14 protein-coding genes, 1 tRNA gene, 1 rRNA gene and 1 riboswitch are annotated in these 21,567 nt (G+C 73.4%); of the genes, 9 read left to right on the top strand and 7 right to left on the bottom strand.

The features are described from left to right. Positions 1 to 19: 19 nt before the first annotated feature. The 4 genes from ORI94_RS00080 (at position 20) to ORI94_RS00065 (ending at position 3,535) form a co-directional block, all read left to right on the top strand. Positions 20 to 337, top strand: coding sequence for a sensor histidine kinase (locus ORI94_RS00080; RefSeq protein WP_416237746.1), 318 nt, complete (start codon positions 20 to 22; stop codon positions 335 to 337). 394 nt (positions 338 to 731) lie between these two features. Then, on the top strand, positions 732 to 1,865 hold the full coding sequence (locus tag ORI94_RS00075) for a dihydrofolate reductase family protein (protein ID WP_266071599.1): 1,134 nt from the start codon (positions 732 to 734) through the stop codon (positions 1,863 to 1,865). 66 nt (positions 1,866 to 1,931) lie between these two features. Next, positions 1,932 to 2,005 (top strand) — tRNA-Met (locus tag ORI94_RS00070). 325 nt (positions 2,006 to 2,330) lie between these two features. Then, positions 2,331 to 2,488, top strand: a riboswitch (cyclic di-AMP (ydaO/yuaA leader). A gap of 12 nt (positions 2,489 to 2,500) precedes the next feature. Next, the gene (locus tag ORI94_RS00065) at positions 2,501 to 3,535 is read left to right on the top strand and encodes a M23 family metallopeptidase (protein ID WP_266071598.1); all 1,035 of its coding nucleotides are present in this window, start codon (positions 2,501 to 2,503) and stop codon (positions 3,533 to 3,535) included. A 113-nt stretch (positions 3,536 to 3,648) separates the two neighbouring features. Here ORI94_RS00065 and ORI94_RS00060 read toward each other — a convergent pair whose 3' ends face one another. The 4 genes from ORI94_RS00060 to ORI94_RS00045 all read right to left on the bottom strand — a co-directional run bounded on the left by ORI94_RS00060 (position 3,649) and on the right by ORI94_RS00045 (position 9,073). After that, entirely contained in the window at positions 3,649 to 4,992 is a 1,344-nt protein-coding gene (locus ORI94_RS00060; RefSeq protein ID WP_416237745.1) for a PrsW family intramembrane metalloprotease, read from the bottom strand. A gap of 52 nt (positions 4,993 to 5,044) precedes the next feature. Next, positions 5,045 to 5,917: a tRNA (guanosine(46)-N7)-methyltransferase TrmB gene (trmB, locus tag ORI94_RS00055; RefSeq protein ID WP_266071597.1), complete on the bottom strand. Its 873-nt coding sequence runs from the start codon at positions 5,915 to 5,917 to the stop codon at positions 5,045 to 5,047. A 356-nt stretch (positions 5,918 to 6,273) separates the two neighbouring features. Beyond that, a complete protein-coding gene (gene lhgO / locus ORI94_RS00050; protein WP_266071596.1) occupies positions 6,274 to 7,527 on the bottom strand; it encodes an L-2-hydroxyglutarate oxidase in 1,254 nt (417 codons plus the stop codon). Positions 7,528 to 7,648: 121 nt separating this feature from the next. Next, complete coding sequence (locus ORI94_RS00045; protein WP_042175260.1) at positions 7,649 to 9,073, bottom strand: hypothetical protein; 1,425 nt, start codon at positions 9,071 to 9,073, stop codon at positions 7,649 to 7,651. Positions 9,074 to 9,790: 717 nt separating this feature from the next. Here ORI94_RS00045 and ORI94_RS00040 point away from each other — a divergent pair. Next, positions 9,791 to 11,962, top strand: a complete 2,172-nt coding sequence (locus ORI94_RS00040) for an asparagine synthase-related protein (RefSeq protein ID WP_266071595.1) — start codon at positions 9,791 to 9,793, stop codon at positions 11,960 to 11,962. Positions 11,963 to 12,347: 385 nt separating this feature from the next. Here ORI94_RS00040 and ORI94_RS00035 read toward each other — a convergent pair whose 3' ends face one another. Continuing rightward, on the bottom strand, positions 12,348 to 14,234 hold the full coding sequence (locus ORI94_RS00035; protein WP_266071594.1) for a sigma-70 family RNA polymerase sigma factor: 1,887 nt from the start codon (positions 14,232 to 14,234) through the stop codon (positions 12,348 to 12,350). Positions 14,235 to 14,431: 197 nt separating this feature from the next. Then, the gene (locus tag ORI94_RS00030; RefSeq protein ID WP_266071593.1) at positions 14,432 to 15,181 is read right to left on the bottom strand and encodes a TetR/AcrR family transcriptional regulator; all 750 of its coding nucleotides are present in this window, start codon (positions 15,179 to 15,181) and stop codon (positions 14,432 to 14,434) included. Positions 15,182 to 15,556: 375 nt separating this feature from the next. Here ORI94_RS00030 and ORI94_RS00025 point away from each other — a divergent pair, with 375 nt between their 5' ends. Together ORI94_RS00025 and ORI94_RS00020 are read left to right on the top strand one after the other, a co-directional pair. Further along, positions 15,557 to 16,951, top strand: a complete 1,395-nt coding sequence (locus ORI94_RS00025) for an NAD(P)/FAD-dependent oxidoreductase (protein ID WP_266071592.1) — start codon at positions 15,557 to 15,559, stop codon at positions 16,949 to 16,951. Positions 16,952 to 17,124: 173 nt separating this feature from the next. Continuing rightward, complete coding sequence (locus ORI94_RS00020; protein ID WP_266071591.1) at positions 17,125 to 18,774, top strand: ATP-binding SpoIIE family protein phosphatase; 1,650 nt, start codon at positions 17,125 to 17,127, stop codon at positions 18,772 to 18,774. A gap of 30 nt (positions 18,775 to 18,804) precedes the next feature. Here the strand turns inward: ORI94_RS00020 and ORI94_RS00015 are convergent, their stop codons facing one another. After that, on the bottom strand, positions 18,805 to 20,082 hold the full coding sequence (locus ORI94_RS00015; RefSeq protein ID WP_266071953.1) for an MDR family MFS transporter: 1,278 nt from the start codon (positions 20,080 to 20,082) through the stop codon (positions 18,805 to 18,807). Positions 20,083 to 20,217: 135 nt separating this feature from the next. Here ORI94_RS00015 and ORI94_RS00010 point away from each other — a divergent pair, with 135 nt between their 5' ends. Beyond that, complete coding sequence (locus tag ORI94_RS00010) at positions 20,218 to 20,766, top strand: MarR family winged helix-turn-helix transcriptional regulator (protein WP_266071590.1); 549 nt, start codon at positions 20,218 to 20,220, stop codon at positions 20,764 to 20,766. A 694-nt stretch (positions 20,767 to 21,460) separates the two neighbouring features. Then, positions 21,461 to 21,567, top strand: a 16S ribosomal RNA gene (locus ORI94_RS00005); the annotation flags it as partial.

Here is a 21,567-nt window from a genome sequence, read left to right as displayed (position 1 = left end):
CGAACCGGTCCTCTACCGGGTGTCCCAGGAAGGGCTCACCGACATCGCCCGGCACGCGCACGCCCGCCGCGCGGAGATCTCCCTGTGCCGCACCCCCTCCGGAGTGGAGCTGCGCGTCCGGGACGACGGCCGGGGCATCGGTGTGGCGTCCGAGGGCGCCGGCATGCTCGGGATGCGCGAGCGGGCCCTGCTCGTCGGCGCCGACCTCGATGTGGGCCCGGCCGCCGGAGGCGGGGCCCTCGTGCGCCGCGCCGTCCCCGCTCCGGGGCGGGGGCCCGTGCCCGTGCGGACCCCTCCGTCCCTGACCGCCCTCCCCGACCGGAAAACCCGGACATGACCGACCCCGGCTTCCCCCCCCCGCACCCCGTCCGGCACACCCGCCGGCGCCGGGACCGGGACCCCGGCCGGTGCCGGGAGCGACGGCGCGCCGACACGCATCCTCCTCGCCGGCGACCACGACACCACCCAAACGAGGGGGGCGGAGGACACCCACGAGGTGGGGGAAGGGCCTTCGTCACGGGCCGGCCGCCGGGTGTGGCGGGGCCGCCGGGTGTGGCGGGGACACCGCCGTTTCCACGCCGCACGGTTCCGCGCCACGTGGCGGTGGCACACCGCACGGCTTCCCCTCCGCGCGGGAGCGCACCGGGTGCAAGACTCTCTTCACCCGGTCCGGTCCGGCCCTGCCCTGTCCCGCCCTGTCCCGTCCGCCGTCCCCGTCAGGAGCGCCGTCGATGCCCCACCCGTACGTCCTGCTGTCCGCCGCCGTCTCGCTCGACGGGTATCTCGACGACACCGGCCCCGAGCGGCTGCTGCTGTCCGGCCCGGAGGACTTCGACCGGGTCGACGAGGTACGGGCGTCGGTGGACGCGATCCTGGTCGGCGCCGGCACGATCCGGGCCGACAACCCCCGGCTGCTGGTCAACGCGCCCGAGCGGCGTGCCGCCCGGGTCGCCGAAGGCCGGCCCGCCTACCCGCTGAAGGTCACCGTCAGCGGCTCGGGCGACCTGGACCCGGAGGCGCGGTTCTGGCACACCGGTGGCGCGAAGGTCCTCTACACGACCGGCAGGGGCGCCGAACGCGCCCGCGCCCACGGTCTCGCCGCCGACATCGTGCCCCTCGGCGCCGAGCTCGACTGGCGCCGCCTCCTGACACACCTGTACGACGCGTACGGCGTCCGGCGGCTCATGGTCGAGGGCGGCGGCCTGATCCACACCCAGCTCCTCACCCAGGGCCTCGCCGACGAGCTCCAACTGGTCCTCGCCCCGCTCTTCGTCGGTGACCCGGACGCCGCCCGTCTCTTCGGCCCCGGCACCTACCAGGGCGGCCGGCTGCGGCTGCTGGAGACCCGCCCGGTCGGCGACGTCGTCCTCATGCGCTACGAACCCACCGCTCCCGGCGCCGGTCCGCTCCCTGTCGCCGCCGACCACCACTGGCTGGCCCTCGCCTGCGAACTGGCGAAGCGGTGCCCGCCCTCGGAGACGGCGTTCAGTGTGGGCGCGGTGGTCGTCGCCGCCGACGGCACCGAGCTGGCGCGGGGCCACTCCCGCGAGGGCGGTGATCCGGTGGTGCATGCCGAGGAGGCCGCCCTCGCCAGGACCGACCCCGCGGACCCGCGGCTCGCGACCGCCACCGTGTACTCCAGTCTGGAACCCTGTGCCCGCCGCGCCTCCCGTCCGGTGCCCTGCGCCCGGCTGGTCCTGGACGCGGGAGTACGGCGGGTGGTCACCGCGTGGCGGGAGCCGGACACCTTCGTGGCGGGCGCCGACGGCAGCGGAGTACTGGCGGCGGGGGGCGCCCTGGTCGTCGTCCTGCCGGAGCACGAGGAGGCCGCCGAGGCGCCGAACGGCCATCTGATCGGCCGGTGACGCGAGGGCGGCGGCAACGCGTGTGCGGAGTGTCCCGCGGATGCCGTATGCTGGTGAACACAACGACGCGGGGTGGAGCAGCTCGGTAGCTCGCTGGGCTCATAACCCAGAGGTCGCAGGTTCAAATCCTGTCCCCGCTACTGAAGGCCGAGGGCCGGAATCCGAAAGGGTTCCGGCCCTCGGCCGTTTCCGTCCGCCCCGTTTCGAGAGTGCGTCCCAGGGCCCTTGCGCACAGATGTCACGCCAGGTGATCGAGTCGCCCCGCTGCGCATAACAATTGACGTACCGTCAGCTCGGGTGTGACGAGAGCGGTGAAGCCAACTCGCCCGGTTTTGACCGGCGCTGGCGCTTAAGTCCGTGCGGAAATCGTTAACGATCAAGAGGAACGGCTTGGAATACGGTCCTCGCGTCTATTAACGTTCGATAACGCAGCGCGGTCGTCCCAGCCGGCACACGAGTCGGCTCCGTGCGCACGCGCCGAATCCCGCAAGGGAACCGGGGAACCAACATCTTGGGGTGAATCGCGCGGATGCACCCGTGGAGACACGGGCGGTATACGCGCGTAGGAGACCTTCCTGCTCCGAACCCGTCAGCTAACCCGGTAGGCGAGAAGGAAGGAAAGGAGTGCGCCCCACGTGGCGTCCAACCGGCCTGCCCCCGAGGCCCCCTTCATGCCGAGCCAGCACGAGAGCGACACCTTCGGCTACGGCGGCATCCGCACCGACGAGGGCCCCTTCGAGGAGTGGAACCCCACCGCGGAGTCCGTTCGCCCCGTGCGCGGCCGTCATCGTGTCGGCAAGCAGCGCGGCGGAGGCCTCGCCCGTAGCTCCACCGTCCTGGGCGTCGGTGTCATAGCCGCTGTCGCCGGTGGCGGCATGGCCAGCGCCCAGACCGGCAAGCCGCCGGTCTCCATCTCCGTGCCGGACCTTCCCTCTGTTGGTTCCCTCATCTCCGACGAGGAAACCCCCCAGGGCTCCGCCACCCCGCTCAGCAGCATCGGCACGGTCGCCGACGAGGCCGAGCAGGGCAGCACCTCCGACGCCGGCGAGGTGCTGCGCGCCCGGATCATGGCGCAGGTCGAGCAGCAGCAGAGCCAGGCCGAGGAGCAGGCCGCCGCCGAAGCCGCCGCGAAGGCGGAGAAGGAGGCCGAGGAGCAGGCCGCCGCCGCGAAGAAGGAGGCCGAGGAGAAGGCCGCCGCGGCGAAGAAGAAGGCGGAGGAGGAGGCCGAGAAGAAGGCCGAGGCCGAGCGTCTCGCCGAACTGGCCAGGCAGTACGCGCTGCCCACCTCCTCGTACACCATCTCCTCGACCTTCGGTCAGGCCGGCGCCTACTGGTCCTCCGGCCAGCACACGGGCCTGGACTTCGCCGCCCCCACGGGCACGCTGATCAAGGCGGTCCACACCGGCACGATCACCTCCGCCGGCTGGGACGGCTCGTACGGCTACAAGACCGTGCTGACCCTCGACGACGGCACCGAGATCTGGTACGCCCACCAGTCCTCCATCAGCGTCAGCGTCGGCCAGCAGGTCAACACCGGCGATGTGATCGGCCGCGTCGGCTCCACCGGCAACTCCACCGGCGCCCACCTCCACCTGGAGGTGCACCCGGCCGGTTCCGCCTCGGGCATCGACCCGATGGCCTGGATGCAGTCGAAGGGCCTCACCGTCTGAGCCCCCGGCCCCGGCCGGCCTCCGCATCCTGCGCCCCGCACAGCCACAGCCCCGGCAGTCCTGACGACGCCCCCCGACGTCAGGACTGCCGGTCCGGCGTTTCCGGGGCGGTGTCAGGGGCGGTACGGGTGCGCGTACGGGTTCGGCCCGGGCGCCGGGCGACCGGGGTCCACGGCGCCGTACGGGCCGTACACGCGGTGCCCCCCGTACGCCTCGGGCACGCCGTACGGACCGTGCGCCGGCCGGGGCGGGGCGGGCGGTGCGACGGCTCGGGCCGCGTGCTCCAGGGCCGGGCGGGCCGTGTCGCGGCGGTGCCACATCTCGCGCAGCAGTTCGTGCTCCCGTACGACGAAGTCCGCACCCGCGCGGCCGCGGCGCCCCCGGTGGCGCAGGAACGCCAGCGACGTCGCGTACGCCCCGTACTGGGCCACAGCGCGGGCAGCGGTCCGGCCGCCGTGCCGGTGCGCGTACCGCCGGGCGATGCGCCGGGCCCGCATCGAGCCGAGCGCGTAGGGCTGGGCCGGGGTCAGCCAGCCGGCCCTGACGTACGCGGGCAGCTCCTCCCGTACGGTCCGCAGCTCGCGCTGCCGGGTCCACACCACCAGCCAGGTCAGCAGGCCGAACGACGGCACCATGAACGCCGCGTACACGGCGAAGAAGCCGTACTCCCCGAGGGTCGAGGAGGCGTTCCACAGGGCGTGCATGCCCATCGCGAGCAGCAGGCCGCCGAGCGGGAGCAGGAAGCGCACCGGGCGGCGCCGCCGGGTGGCGAGCGCGGCCATTCCGAAGCCGATGCCGGTGAGGACGGTGAAGAGCGGATGCGCGAACGGCGACATGACGACGCGGACGAAGAACGTCGCCGCGGTGACGGAGGAGACGCCGCTGCCGCCGGTGAGCTGGTCGGTACCGAAGGCGGTGCCGAGGTAGAGGACGTTCTCGGTGAAGGCGAAGCCGGTGGCGGTGACCCCGGCTATCACCACGCCGTCGAGGATCCCGGTGAAGTCGCGTCTGCGGAACAGGAAGACCAGCAGGACGGCGGCGGCCTTCGCGGACTCCTCCACGACCGGGGCTATGACGGTCACGCCGAGCGTGTCCGCGCGGGACGGGTCGGCCGTCTCCGTCGCTATCCACCGCGTGGCGAAGCTGTTGGCGACGATCGCCATGAGCGCGGCGGCGCAGGCACCCCAGGCGAAGGCGAAGACGAGGTTGCGCCAGGGGCCCGGCGCGACGCGCTCCAGCCAGCGGAAGGCGGCGACGAGCAGCGGCACCGGCAGCACGGCGAGGCCGAGCCCCACCAGGAAGCCCTGCGTGCCGGTCTGCTCGCGGACCAGGCCCAGGATGACCAGACCCGAGAGCGCGAGGAGGGCGGTCAACGCCCCGTAACGCACCCGGGACCGCTGCCACCAGTGCGCGTGCCGCGGGGCTGGCCGGGTCGGGTACGGACGGCTGATGGCCACGACATTGACCCTAACGAGGGAACGGTGCTGCCCGCAGGAGCACCGGCTGGGATCAGGTCCCGGCGGCGTCCCGGTCATCCCGGTCGGCCCGGTCGGCGGGCTGGTCGAGGTGCTGTACGCGGCGGAAGAGCAGGTCGTTCACCACATGGCCCTTGTCCAGTCCCTGCCCCTCGAAACGGGTCAGCGGCCGGAACTCCGGACGCGGCGCGAAACCGCCGTCCGCCACGGTGTTCTCGAAACCGGGGTGCGCGGTCAGCACCTCGAGCATCTGCTCGGCGTACGGTTCCCAGTCGGTGGCGCAGTGCAGGAGCGCGCCCGGTGCGAGGCGGGCCGCGGCGAGGTCGAGGAAGGCGGGCTGGATCAGCCGGCGCTTGTGGTGCCGCTTCTTCGGCCAGGGGTCGGGGAAGTAGACGCGCAGCCCGCCCAGCGCGTCGGGGGTGAGCATCTCGCGCAGCAGGATGATCGCGTCGCCGTTGCCGACGCGGACGTTGTCCAGGCCGTGCTGGTCGGCGAGGCCGAGCAGATGGCCCTGGCCGGGGGTGTGGACGTCCACGGCGAGGATGTTGGTGCCCGGATCGGCGGCGGCCATGCGCGCGGTCGCCTCGCCCATGCCGAAGCCGATCTCGAGGACGACCGGGCGGTCGTTGCCGAAGAAGGCGGCGAGGTCGAGGCGCTGCCTGCCGTCGACGTCGAAGCCCCACCGGGGCCACAACCGCTGCAACGCGTCCGCCTGACCGGCGGTGACCCGGCTCCGGCGCGGCTGGAAACTCCGGATCCGGCGCTCGAAGTGCGACCCGGCGGGATCGGCCTTCGGCCCGTCCGGGAAGCGGGGCTCGCCCTTCTCCCGGTTACGGCGGACCGACACACCGGGCGTGTGCCCGGGGTGCGGGGCGAGGGCTTCGGGGGTGTTCACGGAGTCAGACACAGTGCTGTCGATTTTACGGGGGCCGCGCGGAGGGCTCCGCGGTCGGCTCCGGGCCGGTCATGCGGCCGGTTCCGAGTGGCTCCGGGGGTCGGGTGTGTGGCCGGGGTCGGTCGCGCGGGTGGTTTCGTGACCGGTTGCGTGGGTGGGGGGACCGGCGGGGGTGGCTGGCTCGGTGGGGTGTGCCGTCCGGGGTGGCGAGGGTGGTCGGGGCCCGGCGGGTGGTCTCGCGGCTGCTGGGTGGGGGTGCCGTCGTCGCTCCGGGGGTCGGGTGTGTGGCCGGGGTCGGTCGCGCGGGTGGTTTCGTGACCGGTTGCGTGGGTGGGGGGACCGGCGGGGGACCGGCGGGGGTGGCTGGCTCAGCGGGGTGTGCCGTCCGGGGTGGCGAGGGCGGTCAGGGCCCGGCGGGCGACCTCCCGGCCGATGGGCAGGCACGCCGTCGCCGCGGGCGAGGGGGCGTTGAGGACGTGGACCGCGCGGGGTGTCTCCCGGATCAGGAAGTCGTCGGCCAGGGTGCCGTCGCGCAGGACCGCCTGGGCCCGTACGCCCGCCGGGGCCGGGACCAGGTCGGCCTCCCGGACCGCGGGCACGAGCCGGCGGACCGCCTCGGTGAAGGCACTCCGGGACAGGGAGCGGTGCAGCTCGCCGGTGCCGTGCCGCCAGTGGCGGCGGGCCAGCTGCCGGAAGCCCGGCCAGGCCAGCATGGCGGCCAGCTCGCGCGGGCGGACCGTGCGCCAGGCGTAGCCCTCGCGCGCCAGGGCCGGTACGGCGTTGGGCCCGACGTGGACGCCCCCGTCGACGCCGCGCGTGAGGTGGACGCCGAGGAACGGGAACGCCGGGTCGGGCACCGGATAGACGAGGCCGCGGACCAGTTCCGGGCGGACCAGCTCGTAGTACTCGCCGCGGAACGGCACGATGCGCATGCCGGGGTCGTCGCCGGTGAGGCGGGCGATCTCGTCGCAGTGCAGACCCGCGCAGTTCACCAGTACCCGGCCGCGCACGACGTCCCCGGCGGCGGTCAGGGCGGCCACGCCCAGGTCCGCACGGCGGTCGACGCGGGTGACCCGCGCGCCGTAGCGGATCTCCGCGCCGGACGCGGACGCCAGCCGGCGGGCCACCGCCGCGTAGTCGCAGACGCCGGTGGCGCCGACGCGCAGGGCGGCCAGGCCCTCGACCTCCGGCTCGTACGCGGCGATCTGCGCGGCGCCCAGTTCACGGACCGCCAGACCGTTCTCCCGGCCGCGCTGGGCCAGGGCGTGCAGGCGGGGCAGCTCCTCCCGGCCGGTGGCGACGATCAGCTTGCCCGTCACCGCGTGCGGGATGTCGTACTCCGCGCAGAACTTGACCATCTCGGCCGCGCCCCGCACCGCGTACCGCGCCTTCAGGGAACCGGGGCGGTAGTAGATGCCACTGTGGATGACGCCGCTGTTGCGGCCCGTCTGGTGCCGGGCGGGGCCGGGCTCCTTCTCCAGCACCGTGACCCGCGTGCCCGGCGCCGCGCGAGTGATCGCGTACGCCGTCGACAGGCCGACGATGCCGCCGCCGATCACCAGCACGTCGCAGTCGTACGCCCGCCGCGCCACCCGCACCACCTCCCGGTCCCGATAGTGCACTGCGCCACTGACAACGCTCGTAAACCCCGGAAGCGGCAGGGGTCTGCCGCGGGCTGCCGATACGGGGCGGTCGGGATGACGTCGGGGTGACGCCGGCGTGAGGCCGGGGTGGCGGCCGGGGTCAGGCGGGAGTCATCAGCAGCGGCCGGGCGCGCTCGCGCAGTTCGACCACGCGGGGTTCGTCGCCGTAGGGCTCCAGGCGGTGCAGGAGGTCCCTGACGTACTCCGTGGTGCGCGCGGACGAGATACGGCCGGCCACCTCCACCGCGCGCACGCCCTGCTCGCAGGCGGCGTCCAGGTTGCCCGACTCCAGTTCGGCGACCGCCGAGACGACGAGCCGCAGCCCGTGCGAGCGGACGAACTCCTCCGTCGGCCGCGACAGCGCCTGCTCGGTGAAGCGGCGGACCTGGCGGGGCGCCTTCAGGTCGCGGTAGCACTCGGCGGCGTCCGCGGCGAAGCGGTCGTAGGAGTAGAAGCCCAGCCAGACCGGGTCGCTGTCGCCCGGGCGGGAACGTTCCAGCCAGCCCTCGGCCGCCTTCAGGGCCGCGCCGGCCGCCGGAGCGTCACCCGCGCGGGCGTGCGCGCGTGCCTCCACCAGCCGGAAGAAGCTCATGGTGCGGGCCGTGGCCAGGCCGCGGTTGCGTTCCAGCGCGGCCTGGGCGAGGTCGACGCCCTCGTCGCCGAAGCCGCGATAGGTGGCCTGGAGGGACATGGAGGCCAGGACGTATCCCCCCAGGGGGACGTCGGCCGCCGCGCGGGCCAGGCGCAGGGCCTGGATGTAGTAGCGCTGGGCGGCCTCCTGCTGGCCGGTGTCGAAGGCCATCCAGCCGGCCAGCCGGGTGAGTTCGGCCGACGCGCCGAACAGGGAACGGCCCACGTCGTCGGCGTACGAACCGAGCAGCAGAGGTGCGGCCTCCACCCGCAGGCACTCGGGGACCATCGACGAACGCCAGTCGCCGCCGCCGTACTTGGAGTCCCAGCGGCGCGCGTCCTCGGCGGCCTCACGCAGCTTGCGCACATCGCTGTGGCCGACTCTGGCCGGTGCGCCGGAGCCCTCCGCGGGGCTCACCTCGCGCGCGACCGAACTGTCGGCCGGGGTTATCAGCCAGCGTGAGGCGGGCGTTGCATATGCGCTCACTGCGAACGATCCGGCGAGCGACTGCCAGATGCCGCCGGACCCGGCGCGGCGGCCGGCCAGGTCCAGCCGGTACAGCTCGGTGGCGGACTTCACCGCCTGTGCGACGTCCCGGGGGAAGGCCAGGCCGACTTCGGGCGCGGGATCCGCGTCCGCCAGGCCGATCTCGTGGAGCGGCACCGGGCGGCCGAGCTTCTGGCCGATGGCGGCGGCGATCAGGTGCGGCGCCGCACCCTGCGGCACCATGCCCTTCGACACCCAGCGCGCCACCGACGTCTTGTCGTAGCGCAAGGTCAGCCCGCGTTGTGCGCCAAGGTCGTTGACGCGCCGCGCGAGGCCCGCGTTGGAGATACCCGCGAGGGCGAGAACGGTGCCGAGCTTTTCGTTCGGCCCGCGTAGCTCCCTGGACATGCGCCACCCCTCGACACAGACGGCTGCCGCTCTGGCATAACCGTGCGGCATTCGTAAACCCAGCGTAGTTCGCCGCATCCCAAGCGTTAAGGGGCATTCTTCCGGATGGCGGGATTGTGGTCCGTACTGAAGTGCGGGTCCGATACGCGCAGTTGCGGCATGCTCCCGGCGTGTGGCCGTGCGCCCGTGCGTGCGCTCTCCTTCGGCCGTCGCGGGAGCGATTCCATGGTCCGTGCGTGGGTCGGCCCGCTGTACTGGATCCAGCGGGCTGGGGGACACCGCCGCCTTCATCCCCGCGGGCGGCGGAACGGTCCGGGAGGCGCACTCCGTCTCCCGGGCCGCGCGACCGCCGGGCGGTGCGCAGAGCCTGTACGGAGCGTGTTCGAGGTTGTTCTCACTTCTCCGAATTGGCTGAAAATCGACCCCACTGTTCCGAAGGTATCAGCACATCTACCATGACAGTTGAGGGCGCGTTAGAGGTTCTTGGGGCGCGCTGGGGGGCGCATTCGCGTCGCAGCGGTGCAGGCGGGTGCATGGCCGAGGGCGGACGATCTCCTCGCCTCGGGCGGGTGTTCGGAACGGGGTGGGAGTATCCGCCGGGGCGCATCCGACGGGGCACATGCGGTACCGGCACCCCTCCTGAGCGCCTCCGTCATGGCAGCATGGGTGAACCGGTGCGTACGGTGCGCCGGTTGTCCACAGCCTGTGGAGGCGTCGATGCGGTGGTTGGTGGGATGGAGCAGCGCCGCCGCGGGTGCCCCGGCGTTCGACTCCGTCGGCGCCACCGGCTCCGTCGGCTCCGACGGCGAGACACTGCAACCGGTGGGCTCCCACCCGCTGTGGGGCGACCCCGATCCGCTGTGGGCGGTCGGCGACTGGCGCCCCGACGAGGTGCGGGTGGTGACCGGCGACGCCGACACCCGGATCGCCGTCCTCGGCACCTGTGGTGCCACCGACGAACAGCTGCGCGTCGCCCTGTTCGCCGCGCGCGGCGGCGCGCTGCGCCATCTGACCGCCTGGCCGGGCAGTTACACCGCCGTCGTGCAGGTGGGCCGCCGGGTCACGGTCTGCGGCGACCTCGCGGGCGCCCGGCCGGTGTTCCACACCCCCTGGGAGGGCGGCACCGCGTACGCGACCGCCGCGCTGCCGCTCGCCGACCTCGTCGAGGCCAACCTCGACTTCGGCCACCTCGCCGCGCTCCTGGCCGCCCCCGACGTGCCGGCCGCGCTCCACGACTCCACCCCGTACGACGGCGTGAAGCGGGTTCCGCCGGGGCATGCGCTGATCCTGCGCGCCGGGGCGCGCGAGATCGCCGGGTACGAGCCCGTCGCCTCACTCGCCGTCGCCGCGCCGCCCGCCGACCCGGACCGCGCGGTGGACGCCGTCCGGGACGCGCTGATCGAGGCCGTCCGCACCCGGCTCGCCGCGCCCCGGCACGTCCCCGGCGCCGACATCGATCCCGGCCCCGTGCCGGGCATGGGACCCGCCGAGCGGCGCGCGGCACGCGGGATGCCGGTGCCCGGGATCGGGGCCGACCTCTCCGGCGGGCCCGCCTCCGGGACGCTGGCGCTGCTCGCCGCCGGGCTGCCCGGCATGCCGGGGACCGTGCTGGGGCACGGCACGGGCGCGGGGGAGCGGCTGCTCGCCGTCACCTTCAACGATCTCGCGGGAGGCGCGGGAGGCGCGGGAGGCGCAGGCGGTGCGGGCGGCGGCACGCGAAGCGGTTCGGCCGGCGGGCCCCATGGCGGGCGGGAGGACGAGATGGCGCGCGCCGGGGCGCTGGCCGCCAACCCCCGGCTGCACCACGTGGTCGTCCCCGGCGGCGAGGACACCCTGCCGTACGCCGACCTCGACGGGCCGCTCACGGACGAACCGGCCCCCTCCCTGGTCACCGCCGCCCGGCACCGGGCACGGCTGGCCGCGGGCAGCGCCGACCACTTCACGGGGTACGGAGCCCGGCAGGTGCTCGACGCACATCCCGCGCGTCTCGCCGACCTCCTCCTGGACCGCAAGCGTCGTCATCTCGTGCGGCCCGTCGCCGCGCTGGCGAAGGCCGACGGGTCCGTGATGGTGCCCGCGCGCGTGTACGCCGCGGCCCGGCGCCTGGCCCGCACGCCGTACCGCACGGGGCTCGAGACCCTCGCGGACCAGCTGCTGCGCCACCAGCTGGACGACGGGGCCCCCTGGGGCGCGGCGGACGCCTCGCTGGCCTTGCTGACCTGGGGAAGACCCGGGCCGGCGGCGCGCTGGCTGACCGGCGAGGCGCTCGCTGAAGTATCGGTTCGCCTCCAGGCGTCCACCCGCCGGTCCGACGTGGGGCCGGGGCAGCGGCCCGGTGACTTCCGCGCGCGTGCGGCACTGACCCGGCACGCGGCCGATGTACGGGTACTGGAACAGGCCGCCGAGATCCGCTTCCAGCGGCTGCACACACCGTTCCTCGACAACCAGGTCGTCCGCGCGTGCCGGGCGCTGCCCGAGGCGCTGCGGGTGAAGCCGGGGGCACGGGCCTCCGTGCTGCGGACCGTCCTCGAAGGCGCGGGGGTACGGGACCTGCCCGCCGGATGGGGCGCGCCGACCCAGGCGAACACCGCCGCCGCGACGAGGATCGGGCTGCGGGTCGCCGCGGACACCCTGATGACGTTGTTCGACACGCCGCTGCTCGCGGAGGCGGGGCTGGTCGAGGCCCGCGTGGTGCGCAAGGCGCTGCGGGCCGCCGCCGAGGGGGAGCCGCTGCCGCTGGACGGGCTCGCGGATCTGGTCGCGCTGGAGCTGTGGCTGCGGCGGCTGCTGGCCCGCCGGGGGACCTGCTGGACGGGGACGCCCGGGCGGCAGCGGGCGGTGCCCGGGGGGATCGCTCCGGAGCGGGGGGCGTTGGCGCGCGGGGTTTGAGCGGGGGCGGGTGCCTGCGGTGTGGGTGCCTGCGGTGCTCGGGCGGGTTTGGTTCGGGAGCGGGTGGTGGGCCTGTGCCGGATGGCGGGGGTGCGCGTCCGTGCCGGCGGCGCCTCTGCGGCTCCGGTGAGGGTGCGCGTAGCACCCGCGGTGCGTCGTGGGTCGGCGCCGGGGCGGGGCGCCCGTCCTCGGTCCGGCGCGGCACCGGGTGACTGCGGAGGGACCGGCGTCGACGCGCCGGCCGCTGCGGGCGGGCACCCCGCCCCGTCACCTTCGCGCCGTGGGCGGCTGGTTCACGCGCGCCGGCCGGTGGGCACGCGCGCCGTGCGCGGTGGTGGGCCGCCGGGGCCGGCCGCGGTACGCGGCTGAGTCGTCCGGGGGACACCTACGTGCAGGTGAAGCGGGACCGGGCCCAGTCGGCCAGGGCCAGGTGGTCGAAGTGGGTGTGGGGTTCCACCACCAGGCGTACGGTCTTGCGGCCCGTCAGGTCCACGTGGACCGGGACCACCGGGTCGCCGCCCTTGATCCGGCCGGAGTTCCACAGGGGGACGCCGTCCGCGTGGACGGAGAAGGTGGCCTTGCCCAGCCTCATCGTCGGGTCGTCCACGCCGACCACCGCGTCGTGGGCGGTGCACGGGTGGTTCAGGTCGATGGTGACGGAGGAGCGGCCGTGGACCGTCACGCCGGGGGAGTAGCTCCGGCGGGCGATGGACAGGGCCGGCCTCCGCCAGACCCAGCTGCTCTCGCCGATGCGTGTTTCGGGGGCGTCGCCGTCACCGCTGATGTCGCGGGCGAGCTCGCTCCGCTGGTGGACCGTCGGGGTGGGCGGGGGCGGTGGGGGTGAGGTCGGCTTGGGCGTCGGGGGCGGTGTGGGAGTCGGCGTGGGGGTCGGAGGCGGCGTGGGGTCGGGGGGCGGGGGTGGCTCGGGAGGAGGAGCGGGGGGCGGGGTCGGCTTGGGTTCTGGGGCTGGTGTGGGCGGTGCGGGGGCCGGAGCGGGGGGTGGGGGCGCCGGTTCCGGGGTCGGCTTCCGGGGGGACGGGGGTTCCTCGCGGACCACGGGGGACGAGGCGGGCGGGGCGGCCTTCGGCTCCTCGGGGGGCTTCTCGTTGCCCGAGAGGGCGAAGACGACGACCGCCGCCGTCGCCACCGCGGTCACGCCGGCCGCCAGGCCCGCCTTCACCGGGGCGGCCAGGCCCTCCGGGGCCGCCACCGCCCCGCCCGGGCCACCGGTACCGGCTGCCGCTCCGGCTGCGGCCGTTCCTCCGGCGAGGAGACCGGCCACCTTGGCGTACCCGGCGGCGCCGAACCAGCCGATGACGGCGACGGGCACCAGGGCGGGGATACCGCCGGCGACTTCCTGGACCTGGACGGCCGCCAGCCGGCACCGCGCGCAGGCGTCCAGGTGCCCCCGCAGCCCCCGTTCGGCGCGGGTGCGCAGCCGGCCGCGCGCGTACGTGCCGAGCTGGTCGGCGTAGCGGGCGCACTCCTCGTCCTCGGTGAGGGCGGTGCTGACGTGCGCCTGGAGGTACGCCTGCTTCAGGCCCTCACGCGCGCGGCCGGCCAGGACGCGGGTGCCGTTGGCGTCCAGGCCGAAGAGCGTGGCGACCGCGCTCGGCGACTCGTCCTCGACCTCGGTGTGCCACAGCACCGCCTGCCAGCGCTCCGGCAGCGACCTGAACGCCTGCATGACCATGGACTGTTCGGCCTCGTGCATCGCCCGTACGTCGGCGCCCAGTTCCAGGGCGTCGGCGCCGGAGACGGCCGACAGGCCCGCGGCCCGGGCGGCGAAGGCCGCGAAGTCGTCGACCAGTTGCTCGCGCTTCGCCGACTGTGTCCAGGACGCCGCCACCCGTCGTACGGAGGTGAGCAGGTACGCGCGTACGGCGTGCTCGGGGCCGGAGCCGCCGCGCACCGCCTGGAGCACGCGGGCGAAGACCTCGGCGGTCAGGTCGTCCGCGGTGTGGGCGTCCCGGCAGCAGGTACGGGCGTACCGGCGCACCGCGTCCGCGTGACGCCGGTACAGCTCCCCGTACGCCGAGTCGTCCCCCGCGCGGAGCCGGGCGACGAGGTCGGCGTCGGACGGCGGCAGTTCGCGCGGGGGCAGCGGGACGCCCTCCTCGCGCCGGTCGCGCTGGGCGGGGACGACACCGTCCGGGTCGTCCCTGTCGTCGGGTGGCACGCTCGCGCGCCACCCCTGGCCCGGAACCCGCGGTGGGTTCTGTGCCAGGGGGTCGTCGTCCCCGTACGGCTCGTCCCGCCCGTCAACGCTCATCGCGGAAGCCCCCGCCACCTGCACCATCAGTCCTGACCACGGGTCAGGGTGCCATATTGGCTTTTGGTCAGGACAGCTCTGGGCGCCCCATCCACCCGTCCGAGGGTTTCTGTCGCACAGGAGTGTGGACAGTCACCCGTTCAGGAGGAGGGTGGGGCCCGTCCGGTGCGGACGGGCCCCGTGGGCCGCGCTCACCCTCACGCCGGGCGCGAGCGCAGGCCCTCCAGCAGGATGTCCAGCAGCCGGGCCGAGGCCGCCGCCTGCTGGGCCGGGTCCGGGAGCGAGGGCGCGGCCGTGGCGATCACCAGGAGCACGTCCGACACCGACACGTCCGGCCGCAGCGCACCCGCCTCACGGGCCCGCTCCACGAGCCGGCCGACGACCTCGAGAAGCTGCGCCGCACCGGTGTCGTCCTCCCCGGCGGAGGCCGGTCCCTCCTCGGGCACCAGCCGCAGCTCGGCACCGGCCGGCTGCGACCGCTGCTGCGGCACGCGCGCGTGGTCGTGCTCGTCCGCCACGCCCACCCGCAGCACCTGCGGCGGCAGCAGCCGCCCGGCGCCCGAGGCGACCGACGTGCGCAGGAAGCGGGAGAGCGCCGACCACGGCTCGTCCTCCTGACCGAGCGCCGTCCGCGCCTGGTCGGTCAGCCGGGAGGTCTCCTCCTCGGCTATCCGCCGCACCAGGACGTCCTTGCTCGGGAAGCGCCGGTACACCGTGCCCACACCGACCCGGGCCCGGCGCGCCACGTCCTCCATCGGCGCGCCGTAGCCCAGCTCGCCGAATACCTCGCGTGCCGCGCGCAGCACGTGCTCCAGATTGCGCTGCGCGTCCACGCGCAGCGGTGTCGTGCGCGGCCCTCCCACCCGTCCGTGCCCCGGCGACGCGCTCAACGCGGTGCCGGGCGCCACGGTGGACGCGGACGACCAATGAGAATCCTGAACATGCATACGTATTCCCCCGGTGATGACGTCTCCCCCCGGAGACTCCCCGCCACAGATGGCCGGGGCTCGAGGAACGTGCCCGGTGGCCGGTTCCGCCCGTCGCGGACCCGAATGAGCGCATCCCCCTACACCCCGTCGACGTACGAACATAGTTGAGAGGGAGTCAATTCAGAAGGGGCAGGTTCCGCACGGAGCGCCCCCCGATCGGAGTACGAGGCACATTGGTCCCGTATATACCCCGGGGGAAGCGTCGGAAAAGTGCAGCTGACCTGCGCACACGCCGTCCGTGAGGGCGATCCGGCCCGTTCGGCGCGCTCACGGCCTCCAGTCACACAATTCGTCGGGGCTGTGGACAAACGCAAGCGGCGGGTGCGTCATGGGATGGTGAAGGAACGTGCGCGCATTCTCGTTGTCGGCGGCGGTTACGTCGGGATGTACACGGCCCTGCGCCTGCAGCGGAAGCTGAAACGGGAGATCGCCCGGGGCGCGGCCGAGATCACCGTCGTCACCCCCGATCCGTACATGACGTACCAGCCGTTCCTCCCCGAGGCGGCCGCCGGTGCCATTTCCCCCCGCCACGTCGTCGTACCGCTGCGTCGTGTCCTGGACCGGTGCCGCATCCTCATCGGCGAGGCCTCCGCCATCGACCACGCCGCACGTGTCGCCACCGTCACCACCCTCGCCGACGGCGAGGCGGGCAGCAGCGGCGGGAAGGGCGGCGGCCGCGCGGTGGTCTACGACGAACTCGTCCTCGCGCCCGGCTCCGTCTCGCGCACCCTGCCGGTCCCCGGTCTCGCCGACCACGCCATCGGCTTCAAGACCGTCGAGGAGGCCATCGGGCTGCGCAACCACGTCCTCGAACAGATGGACATCGCCTCCTCCACCCGCGACCCCGCGATCCGCGACGCCGCCCTCACCTTCGTCTTCGTCGGGGGCGGCTACGCGGGGGTCGAGGCGCTCGGCGAGCTGGAGGACATGGCCCGCTACACCACGCGGTACTACCACAACCTCCGCCCCGAGGACATGAAGTGGCTCCTCGTCGAGGCCTCGGAGCGCATCCTGCCCGAGGTCGGCGAGGAGATGGGCCGCTACACGGTCAGCGAACTGCGCCGCCGCAACATCGACGTACGCCTGGAAACCCGCCTGGAGTCCTGCGCCGACCGCGTCGCCCTGCTCAGTGACGGCGCCCGCTTCCCCACCCGCACCGTCGTGTGGACCGCCGGCGTCAAACCGCATCCGGTCCTCGCCGCCACCGACCTGGCGCGCGACGAGCGCGGACGGCTGCGGTGCACCGCCGAACTCGCCGTCGAGGGCGCCCCGCACGCGTGGGCCGCGGGCGACGCCGCCGCCGTCCCCGACGCCACCGCCGGGGAACCCGGCCGGGAATGCGCACCCAACGCCCAGCACGCGCTGCGCCAGGCGAAGGTCCTCGCCGACAACATCGCGCACTCCCTGCGCGGCGAACCCCTCCAGACGTACGCCCACTCGTACGCCGGGTCGGTCGCCTCCCTGGGGCTGCACAAGGGCGTCGCCCACGTCTACGGGCGCAAGATCAAGGGCTACCCCGCCTGGTTCATGCACCGCACCTACCACCTGAGCCGCGTCCCCACCTTCAACCGCAAGGCGCGCGTGGCCGCCGAATGGACCCTCGCCGGGCTCTTCAAACGGGAGATCGTCTCCCTGGGTTCACTCGAACACCCGCGGGCCGAGTTCGAACTCGCGGCCGGTGGAAAGCCTTCTCAGGACCCCCCGGACAACCCGAAGGGGTCGTCCTGAGCGCACCCAGGAACTCCACGGACCGGCCCGACGTCTGACGGATGTCGGCCCGGTCGGCAGCCTGCCAGACTGGTCCACCACCGAGGGCGGGCCGCTGCCCGTTCCCGGTGCGGCCCAGGGGCCCCGGCCGGTCCCGTTTCCCGGCCGCCGACAACTACACGAGGCAAGGATTCGTGAACTTCACCCGCTGGAGCGCCCGGCTCCCCGGAACGCAGCGCCGCGCCGCAGCGCGCAGCGAGCACGCGGTCTCTCCGGACCGGCGGGGAGAGGGCTCCGTGCCCACGGCCCGCGCCGAACAGCTCATCGAGGATCCACGGCCCGTGCCCGCCGTCGACGACCTCAGGGTGCGCGAGGTCCTCGACCACGTCCCCTCCCTCGTCGCCCTGGTGCACGGCCCGGACCACCGCATCGCCTACGTCAACGACGCCTACACGGTCCGCTTCGGCGCCCGCCCGGTCGACACCCCCGCGCGGGGAGCGCTCCCGGAGCTCGACGAACTCGGCCTGCTGCCCCTCCTCGACCAGGTCCTGCGCAGCGGAAAGTCCCGCACGGTCAAGTCCCGCAAGGCGCCCGACGGCCGCTCCTACACCTTCACCTGCACCCCGGTCACCCAGGGCGACGGCAGCGGTGTGCTGGTCTTCGCCACCGACGTCACCGACCACGCCGAGGCCGCCGAACGCCTGCGCGCGAGCGAGCGCCGCCAGCGCGAGACCGCCGTCACCCTCCAGCGCTCCCTGCTCCCGCAGGAGCTCGAGGAACCCGACGACCTACGGGTCGCCGCCACCTACCACCCCGGCGGCACCGAGGCCGCCGTCGGCGGCGACTGGTACGACGTGATCACCCTCGGCGGCGGGCGCACCGCCCTGGTCATCGGCGACGTCATGGGCCGGGGTGTGCGCGCGGCGGCCGTCATGGGCCAGCTCCGTACGGCGGTGCGCGCCTACGCCCGCCTCGACCTCCCCCCGCACGAGATCCTCCAGCTGCTCGACGGCCTCGCCACGGAGATCGACGCCAACCAGATCGCCACCTGCGCGTACGCCATCCACGACCCCAACGAGGGCACCCTCGTCTACGCCTCCGCCGGCCACCTGCCCATTCTGGTCCGCGACGAGCACGGCACCGTCCAGCGCGCCGACGAACCCACCGGCCCCCCGCTCGGCACCGGCGGCTGGATGCACTCCTCCGGCTCGGTCCCCCTGGCCCCCGGTTCCACCGCCGTCCTCTACACGGACGGCCTGGTGGAGCGCCGCAACGAGGACCTCGACGAGGGCATCGCCGCCCTGGAGCGCGCCCTGGCCGGCGCGACCGGCACTCCCCAGGTGATCTGCGACCGCCTGGTCCGTTCGGCGGGCGTGACCCCGGAGCACGACGACGACGTCGCCGTACTGGTGCTCCAGCACCCCGCCCGCGAGGGCCCGGAGAGCGAGCTGTTCCACAACGCCGCCCTGGACCTGCTGGGCGGCGTCGAAGCGGCCCCACGCGCGCGTGCCTTCGCCTCCGGCGTGCTCACCAGCTGGCGCTTCCCCACCGACCTGCACGACCTGGGTGTCCTGGCCACCAGCGAACTGGTCGCCAACTCCCTCCAGCACGGCATCCCGCCCATGCGGCTGCGGCTGCGCCGCACCGACCGCCGGCTGATCGTCGAGGTCACCGACGGCGACGACCACCTGCCGAGGCGCCGCCGCGCGGAACCCGCCGACGAGTACGGCCGGGGTATCGCGATCGTCGCGACGATCGCCTCCAACTGGGGAAGCCGGCGCACCCCGGGTGGAGGCAAGTCCGTCTGGTGCGAGTTCGCCCTGCCGGAACCGGTCGCCCGGTAGCGAGCGGGGCGCTGTGCGGGGTCGTTGTCCTCAGGCGTGCGCCGGGGACTGGCCCGCCGGTGCGGTACCGCCCTGGGTGACGACCAGGCTCCGTGCCGTCGACGGCCGGTCCTGCACCTCCGTGAGCTGCCGGCCCAGCCGCAGCGCGAGCACCGTGATCCCCAGTGAGAACAGCACGAAGACCACGATGTACGGCCCGTGCAGCGAGGCCCCCATTGGCCCGCCCACCGCCGGACCGAGGGCCAGCGCGAGCTGTTTCACCAGGGCGAACGCCGAGTTGTACTGACCCGCCAGCCCTTCCGGCGCGAGATCCGCGACCAGCGGCGCGAGCGTCGGCGACAGCATCGACTCACCGAGCCCGAACAGGGCGTACGTCGAGACGAAGGCGGCGGTCGCCATCGCCTGGCTGCCGTTCCCGAGGCCCGCGTACCCGGCCACGGCCCATGCCACGGCCCAGAGCAGTCCCACCGACGCGATCACGCGCGTGCGGCTGCGGCGCTCCACGAACCGCAGCACCACGAACTGCGCGACCACGATGACCAGCGTGTTCGCCGCCAGTGCCGTACCCAGCGTCGACGTCGAGATACCGGCCGCCTCGACCCCGTACGCGCTCAGCCCCGACTCGAACTGTCCGTAGCAGGCGAAGAACAGCACGAAGCCCAGCACGCACAGCTGCACCATGGCCCGGTTGCCCGCCAGCTGCTTCCAACTGCCCTTGGCCGACGGAGCGGGCGCGCCCGCGACACGCGGTGAACGCGGCATCCGCACCGTCGCCATCACCACGACCAGCAGCAGGAACATCGCCGCCTCGATCGAGAACAGCACGGTGAAGGAGGAGGCCTTGCTCGTGTCGACGAGGTGTCCGCCGATGAGACCGCCGACCCCGAGTCCGAGGTTCTGCAGGAAGAACTGCATGGCGAACGCACGTGACCGGGTCCGGGCCGTGGAGCAGTCCACGATCATCGTCGCCAGTGCCGGCTGCATCACGGCCTGCCCGGCCCCGAGTGCCGCCGCCGACACCAGCACGCTCGCCGCGCCGCTCGACAGGCCCAGGCTCAGCGCCCCGACGGCGGCCGTGACCAGGGCGACGAGCAGCATCGGCAGCGGACCCCGCCGGACGATGACCCGCCCGGCGAACGGCAGCACGATCAGCGCCGCCACAGCGAACACGGCGAGCACCAGCCCCGCCGTCGTGGCACCGAGTCCCCGCACCTGCGCCACATAGACGTACAGGTAGGGGACGGTGAAGCCGAGCCCGAACGCACTGAGTGCGTTGCCCACGTGGATCCGGCGCATCGCAGCGCCCATCGCCCTGGTCACGTTCACCTCTCTCAGGAGTTAGGAGTGAAGGCTTAGAATCTAAAGTTCAAAGGTGAAGATTACACGTCGAACGGCTTTAACACGAAGGGCTTCGAGATGAAGGGGGCGTGCCATACTGCGGCCATGGGCGAGACCTCCGGCCTCAACGAGCCGACCCTCGAAGAGCAGATCGCCGCGTACCAGCGCGAGTTCCAGGACCTCGACCCCCAGGTCGAGAAGATCGTCAGTGCGCTGTCCCGGCTGAACCGCCGCATGAACGTCGCCTACGGCCGCCAGACCGCCGAGCTCGGCATCACCAATGCCGACTGGGAGGTCCTCAAGGTCCTCGTCCTGGCCGGCGCCCCGTACCGCATGGGTCCCAGCGACCTCGCCAAGCGCCTCGGGCTCACGCCGGCCGCCATGACCCACCGGATCGACCGCATGGTCGCGGAGGGGCTCGTCAACCGGGAACGGGACGAGACGAACCGCGTGCGGGTCATCGTCGAGGCGACACCCGCCGGCCGCGAGAAGTGGCTCGAGGTGATGCGCATGGCGACGGTGTTCGAGGAGGACCTGCTCCAGGACCTCTCCTCGGAGGAGCGGATCGCCCTGGGCGAGGTGCTCACCCGCCTCCTGCGCAGGGTGGAGGACGCCCAGCCCGACGCCGGCGGACGCCTCACCGACCTGGACTGACGTCCTCGATCCGCAGACCACGGACGGTCGAAAAGATCTTGACAGGGATCACTTGACTTCCCCCTCCCCGATCCGTAGGGTTCTTCGAGTTGCCATCGGGACGTAACGGTTCTTCGGCAGCACTTCCGCCGCGAGAGCGGCACTCAAAACCCCAGCACGACCTCCCCAGCGGACAGCTTTCGGCATGTCCGAATTCAATTCGCACGGGATGCCGCTGCTCGATTCGGATCCGAACGGCTCCGATTTGAGAAGCGGCGAGAGGGTCCGCTAAGGTTTGAGGCGTCGGAACGGCCCAACAGCCGGAAAGACAAACCCCGCTGACCGGGGGTCAGATCGAAGGAAAAAGATCTGATAGAGTCGGAGCCGCCGGAAAGGGAAACGCGAAAGCGGAAACCCGGAAGGCGAAACCCCGAGGACATCGGATCGGAAAGATCTGATAGAGTCGGAAACGCAAGACCGAAGGGAAGCGCCCGGAGGAAAGCCCGAGAGGGTGAGTACAAAGGAAGCGTCCGTTCCTTGAGAACTCAACAGCGTGCCAAAAATCAACGCCAGATATGTTGATACCCCGTCTCCGGCCGTTCGGCCGGGACGAGGTTCCTTTGAAACAAACACAGCGAGGACGCTGTGAACGGCCGGGCTCATTCCGCCCGACCGTTCCGCTCTCGTGCGTGTCGTTCCCGATCACGGGAAAACATTCACGGAGAGTTTGATCCTGGCTCAGGACGAACGCTGGCGGCGTGCTTAACACATGCAAGTCGAACGATGAACCACTTCGGTGGGGATTAGTGGCGAACGGGTGAG

The sequence above is a fragment of the Streptomyces sp. NEAU-W12 genome (assembly GCF_026242095.1).
GTDB lineage: Bacteria > Actinomycetota > Actinomycetes > Streptomycetales > Streptomycetaceae > Streptomyces.
This window is presented reverse-complemented; position numbering and strand designations above follow the sequence as displayed.